Here is a 5,660-nt window from a genome sequence, read left to right as displayed (position 1 = left end):
GTGCCCGATGAGCCGCGACTCGACATCGAATCGCTGCCACAGGTTCAGCGACTTGCGGAAGGTCACCGTCTCCGACGACACGACGGCGTACCAGCCGTGCCGGCGCATCGCGCCGAGCAGCCCGGTGCGGGTGAGCAGGTCCCACCGCCCGAGGTCGAACAGCGAAAGGTACCTGCCGTTGTTCATGTGCTGCAGGATGTCGATGTCGGTCGGCAGGGTCGTCAGGCGGATGCGTCCGACCGCCGTCGGCGACATGGCCCCCTCGCGGCGCATGCGCCGGCGTGCGAGCAGGATCGTCAGCAGGGTGCGCCACCACACATTCACGAGCGCCGATGGTAGCGATTCACGACATCCCGCGCGATCCGGTTGTCGGAACGGCACAAATCCCTCGCGCGACGCCCATCCGGCTCTCGCGCGGCGAGCATCCGTTCCCGCGCCCGTCGCGCATCCGTTCCCGTGCTCGTCGCTCGGCGTTCACCGGCGGATTTCCGGCCGGGCGCGGCCGAGCGTAGAGTCACCGCATGGAAGCCGAACTGCAGACCGACATCGTCGTCCGTCCGGTCCGGGACGTGGATGCCGTCGACCTCGGTCGAGTGCACGCGACCTGCTGGCACGAGACCTATGACCACCTCATCAGCAAGGCCGCGCTGGAGAAGGTGTCGCCCCGACGCCTGGCCGAGCTCTGGACCCACTGGGCTGTGCAGGGCGACGACTTCCGGATGTTCGCCGCACTCGTCGAAGGCGTGATCGTCGGGTTCGCCGGATCCGGTCCCGCCCGCGACAAGGATGCCGTGCGCAACCGCGAGCTGTACTTCATCTACCTGCTCGACGCGTGGCACGGCACCGGCATCGGCCAGAAGCTCTTCGACGCGGTCGTGCCCGCCGACGAGGAGATCTACCTGTGGGTCGCCGAGGACAACCCGCGCGCTCACCGCTTCTACACCCGCAACGGCTTCTCGCTCGACGGCGCGACCCACACCGAGCCCTTCCTCGGTGAGACGCTGACCGAAGTGCGCTTCGTGCGCTGACCGGCGTGCTGCAGGCGTGGGCCCTCGAGGGCATCCCCGAGGTCTCACCCGGTGACGATCTGGTCGATCTGATCGCCAACGCGATCGCGCGCAGCACCCCGCTCGCCGACGGCGACATCGTCGTGGTGACCTCGAAGATCGTGTCCAAGGCCGAGGGCCGCATCCTGCATGCCGACGACCGCGAAGACGCCATCACCGAGCAGACCGTGCGACTGGTCGCCTCGCGCACGAGCCCGACCGGACACGTGACGCGCATCGTGGAGAATCCCCTCGGCATCGTGTCGGCCGCCGCCGGAGTGGATGCCTCCAACACCCCCGATGGCACGGTCCTGCTGCTGCCCGCGGACCCCGACGCCTCGGCCCGCGAGATCGCATCCGGCCTGCGAGAGCGCTGCGGGGCTCGCGTCGGCGTGCTCGTGACCGACACGCTCGGCCGCGCATGGCGCGAGGGTCAGACCGACCACGCGATCGGCGCCGCCGGCGTGCACGTGTTCGAAGACCTGCGCGGGCACACCGACACCGAGGGCCGGCCCCTCGTGGTGACGATGCCCTGCGTCGCCGACGAGATCGCGGGTGCCGCCGACCTCGTCAAGGGCAAGGCGGCGGGGCTGCCCGTCGCCGTCGTCCGCGGGCGTGCCGACCTCGTCGGCGACCTCGACCTGCCCGGCGCCCGCACGATCGTGCGCCCCGCCGAGCGCGACATGTTCCGGCAGGGCGCCGACGAGGCCTACGCCGAGGGGTACGCCGCCGGCCGCGCCGCGCGAGCCTGAGCGCGGCCCTCAGCTGCCGGGGATGAGGCGGAGGTCGCCGGCCGAGACGTCTCCCGAGATGCTGTGGGCGGCGTCAGGCGAGGTCTGCAGCCGGTTGGTCACCTCACCGGCAGACACGTCGACGTCGACGGCATAGACGTCGTCGGGGACGACCAGGCGGAGGGATCCGGCGCTCACCGACACCTGCAGGGCGTCGGGGGCGCTCCCGCCGAGTCGCGCGACGATCTCCCCGGCGCTGACGTCGAAGCGCCCGTCGGCCACGTCCGACACGTCGAGCTCGATCTTGCCGGCGCTCACGTCGGCGACGACGCCGTCGGCGGTGCCGCCGAGGTCGATCTCCCCGGCGCTGACGGACAGGTCGACCTCGCCCCAGTCGGCGTCCGCGACGATGCGTCCCGCGGCGAGGTCCAGCGCCGCATCCATTCCGGCCCCTTCGAGTCGCTCGGGCAGCACCAGCACGGCGCTGCCGTTGCCGCCGAAGAGCCACGGGATGCCGAAGAACTCGTCCGGGGTCGAGACGGCGAGGCGGTCGCCGTCGCGCTCGAGCCGCCATTGGTCGGCGGCGGCCGCGCGCGACACGTCGAGGCGCGCCTCGTCGACGTCGGCGAACTCGACGCGCAGCTCGGCGGCGGTGACGTCGACGTCGAGGGTGCGCACGCCGACCGCGTCCGCGGTGTGCGATGCATCGTCCACCATCGCCGCTCCGACGGCGCGGAACGACGTCGCGACCAGCGCCCCGACGATCACGACCACACCGAACGCGATCGTGAGGATCGCGATGACGGTCGACGACGCGCGCGTGCGCGACGGCGGCGCGGTCGGCGCAGGCGCGGACGGCGGCTGCTGGGGCGGAGGGGTGAGGGTGTCGGTCATGACGGTTCTCCTGTCTGCGTGGCGCCGGTGACGGGGCCGCCGTGCTCGAGGTGGGCGAGCACGGCCAGGACGCGCCGGTTCCCCGATTCGTCCTGTTCGAGGTCGAGCTTCTGGAAGACGGCGGTGATGTGCTTCTCGACGCTGCCCTCGCTGACGAAGAGGGTGCGCGCGATCGCGTGATTGGACTTCCCCTCCGCGATGAGGGCGAGAACGCTCGCCTCCCGGTCGGTGAGGCGGCTCATCCGGTCGTCGAGGGCGCGGCGCGACAGCAGCTGCGCGACGACCTCGGGGTCGAGGATGGTGCCGCCGGCACCGATCCGCTCGACGCTCTCGACGAACTCGCCCACGTCGGCGACGCGGTCCTTCAGGAGGTAGCCAAGGGCTCCTCCCTTGCCGGCGATGAGGTCGCTGGCGTAGCGCTCCTCGACGTACTGCGAGAGCACGAGCACCGGCAGCTGCGGGTCGGCGGCGCGCAGCCGCAGGGCGGCGCGGATGCCCTCGTCGGTCCGCGTCGGCGGCAGCCGCACGTCGAGGATGCACAGGTCGGGCGAGACCTCGACGACGGTGTCGTCGAGCCGCGTCGCGTCGGGAAGGGCGGCGACCACCTCGTGGCCGGCGTCGGCGAGCAGGCGCACCAGGCCCTCCCGCAGCAGTGCGGAGTCTTCGCAGATCAGGATGCGCATGGCACCGTCACCTCCACCGTCGTCGGGCCCCCGCCGGGACTGTCGAGGCGGAACGTGCCGCCGACGCCGAGCACGCGATTGGCGATGCCGTCGAGTCCGCCGCCGGCGACGACGCGGGCACCGCCCACGCCGTTGTCCTCGATGCGGGCCCAGAGCGTGCCCTCCTCGCGCAGCCGCACGAGCACGCGCGCTTCGGTCCCCCGAGAGTGCTTGGCGGCGTTGGTGAGCGACTCGGCGATGACGAAGTACACCGCGGCCTCGGCGGCCGGACCGCACCGGCCGGGAACGCGCACGTCGAGTGTGACCGGCACCGGCGAGCGGGCGGCGAGCGCCGACAGGGCGGCGTCGAGTCCGCGGTCGTCGAGGACCGAGGTGTGGATGCCGCGGGCGAGCTGACGCAGCTCGGTGATCGCGGCCTTCGTCGAGGTGTGCGCCTCGGCGATCAGCTCCTTGGCGGCCTGCGGGTCGACGTCGACCTTCTGCTGGGCGAGGCCCAGCGTCATCCCGACCGAGACCAGTCTCGGCTGCACGCCGTCGTGGAGATCGCGCTCGATCCGGGTGCGCTCGACCTCGGCCGATCGCACCGCGCCGGCACGCTGCTCCTGGGAGAGTCGCGCTTCGTGGGCGAGCTGCGCTTCCCGGGAGGGAACGAGGATCGCCCGGCCGAGCACCCCGTGCAGGATGGCGAGTCCCACGAGGGCGGCGGATGCGGCGAGCGCCCCGACGATGCCCACGGGCACGGCGAGGGCCGACCCCACGTCGAGTCCGATGCCGAACAGACGCACGGTCTCGCCCGCGTACAGCGGTGCGAAGGCGCCGGCGATGCCCGCGATGACGGCCGTGAGGAGCGGGACGACGAGGAGCCCGAGGACCGTCGAGACCGCGATGCTGGCGATGCCGCGCCACACGATCGGGTCGGTGAACTGCGCCCAGACCATGCGGAGGAACCCGCCGAATCCGGGGCGCGAAGAGCGGCGGACGCGGACCGGTGGCAGCTCCAGGCCGTAGAGGCCGTCGACGCGGGCGTACTCGAGCCACGCGGTGGCGTACATCGCGTAGACGAGCACATAGAGCAGCAGCAGGCCGACGCCGAGAAGGGGCACGAGGCCCAGTCCGACCCCCAGCAGGGTGAACAGCACGGTGAAGACGGCGGGACCGATCACGCCGAGCGCGGCGAGCTGCGCGAGCGATCCGGCGATCATCGCCGGTGCGGCCGGCCGGCGTCCGGGTGGGGAGTCGGGAGTGGTCATGTCGACAACGGTACGACCGGCCCCCGGCGACGCGCGCCCGAGGGATCCGGAGATCCGACCGGGGGTTATCCCCCGTTCGCGGCTCCGCTCAGCGGCCCGACACCGACCCGAACAGGCGCGCGATGGGCGCCAGCACGAGCGGGCGTGCGGCGACCCAGGCGGCGGCGATCACCACGAGCGAGGCGGCGAAGATCCAGAACCCGGTCCAGTTGTCGGCGTAGGCGTTCGGATCGGCCGAGCCCTGCGCGGCGTACATGTGGTTGAGGTTTCGCAGCGCCCCGGTGGCGAAGACGAGCACGACGTGCACGAAGATGAACGCCACGAAGAAGATCATCACCGGGAAGTGCACCGCGCGCGCCCACTCCACCGGATACACCCGGTTGAGCGTCTTGGCGTTCTTCGGCCACACCCCCGACATGCGCACGCCCGTGGCGATCGCCAGCGGTGCCGCGATGAAGACGACGCTGAAGTACGCCAGCTGCTGCAGGCTGTTGTAGTTCACCCACCCGTTCTCGGTGGGCCAGTCGAGCGTGAGGTACTGGATGCCGGCCGACAGCGCGTTGGGGAAGACGTCCCACGAGGTCGGGACGATCCGCATCCACTGACCCGTCACGAACAGCAGCACCACGAAAACGATGCCGTTGGCGATCCAGAGGATGTCGAGCGCCTGGTGGAACCACAGGTTCAGGCTGATCTTGCGCTTGCGGTTCTTTCGCGGGGACCAGAACGCCGTCGGCCGCTTCTCGGTGCGCACGCGCAACCCGGTGCGGATGATCAGCAGGATGAAGAACGTGTTGAGGAAGTGCTGCCATCCGAGCCACGCGGCCAGACCCACCGGCGCCCCCTCCGGCAGGTGGTACTCGCCCGGGAACGCGGTGAGGAACGCCTGCAGCGGCTCGGTGCTCGCGAGCCACCGCATCGCCAGCACGAGCATCGCGGCCGCGTAGACCACGGCGATGCCGCCGACGACCACCGCCCCGATCCACTGCAGGGGCGTGAAGGGACCCATGCGACGGGGCTCGGATGCGGGCGGCGCCGTCCGCGGCGCCCGCCCGT

General features: G+C 71.6%; 7 protein-coding genes. 2 read left to right on the top strand and 5 right to left on the bottom strand.

The annotated features are described in order from the left end of the window. A partial coding sequence (locus tag B4E30_RS14595; RefSeq protein ID WP_286795848.1) for an acyl-CoA thioesterase occupies positions 1 to 324 on the bottom strand: 324 nt, incomplete at its 3' end. A gap of 197 nt (positions 325 to 521) precedes the next feature. On the opposite strand from B4E30_RS14595, the gene B4E30_RS14590 reads away from it, so the two are divergent. Further along, positions 522 to 1,028 (top strand): GNAT family N-acetyltransferase, encoded by a 507-nt coding sequence (locus tag B4E30_RS14590; protein ID WP_286795846.1) that lies wholly within the window; start codon positions 522 to 524, stop codon positions 1,026 to 1,028. A 5-nt stretch (positions 1,029 to 1,033) separates the two neighbouring features. Beyond that, positions 1,034 to 1,798 (top strand): coenzyme F420-0:L-glutamate ligase, encoded by a 765-nt coding sequence (gene cofE, locus B4E30_RS14585; RefSeq protein ID WP_286795844.1) that lies wholly within the window; start codon positions 1,034 to 1,036, stop codon positions 1,796 to 1,798. A gap of 9 nt (positions 1,799 to 1,807) precedes the next feature. Here cofE and B4E30_RS14580 read toward each other — a convergent pair whose 3' ends face one another. The 4 genes from B4E30_RS14580 to B4E30_RS14565 all read right to left on the bottom strand — a co-directional run. After that, positions 1,808 to 2,671, bottom strand: a complete 864-nt coding sequence (locus B4E30_RS14580; protein ID WP_286795842.1) for a hypothetical protein — start codon at positions 2,669 to 2,671, stop codon at positions 1,808 to 1,810. Further along, on the bottom strand, positions 2,668 to 3,354 hold the full coding sequence (locus B4E30_RS14575) for a response regulator (RefSeq protein ID WP_286795841.1): 687 nt from the start codon (positions 3,352 to 3,354) through the stop codon (positions 2,668 to 2,670). Before B4E30_RS14575 ends, B4E30_RS14580 begins: the two co-directional genes overlap by 4 nt. Further along, complete coding sequence (locus tag B4E30_RS14570; RefSeq protein ID WP_071045974.1) at positions 3,342 to 4,604, bottom strand: sensor histidine kinase; 1,263 nt, start codon at positions 4,602 to 4,604, stop codon at positions 3,342 to 3,344. Before B4E30_RS14570 ends, B4E30_RS14575 begins: the two co-directional genes overlap by 13 nt. 88 nt (positions 4,605 to 4,692) lie before the next feature. Then, positions 4,693 to 5,660: cytochrome b/b6 domain-containing protein (locus B4E30_RS14565; RefSeq protein WP_286795839.1), on the bottom strand; the 968-nt coding region annotated here is incomplete at its 5' end.

It is taken from the genome of Microbacterium sp. UBA3394, assembly GCF_002358725.1.
In the GTDB taxonomy this organism is placed as follows: Bacteria; Actinomycetota; Actinomycetes; order Actinomycetales; family Microbacteriaceae; genus Microbacterium; species Microbacterium luteum.
This window is presented reverse-complemented; position numbering and strand designations above follow the sequence as displayed.

What these genes read in the sequence shown, in the direction of transcription:
- B4E30_RS14590 (WP_286795846.1), top strand. Translation starts at nt 522, where the DNA reads ATGGAAGCCGAACTGCAGACCGACATCGTCGTCCGTCCGGTCCGGGAC.
- B4E30_RS14580 (WP_286795842.1), bottom strand. Translation starts at nt 2,671, where the DNA reads ATGACCGACACCCTCACCCCTCCGCCCCAGCAGCCGCCGTCCGCGCCT.
- B4E30_RS14575 (WP_286795841.1), bottom strand. Translation starts at nt 3,354, where the DNA reads ATGCGCATCCTGATCTGCGAAGACTCCGCACTGCTGCGGGAGGGCCTG.
- B4E30_RS14570 (WP_071045974.1), bottom strand. Translation starts at nt 4,604, where the DNA reads ATGACCACTCCCGACTCCCCACCCGGACGCCGGCCGGCCGCACCGGCG.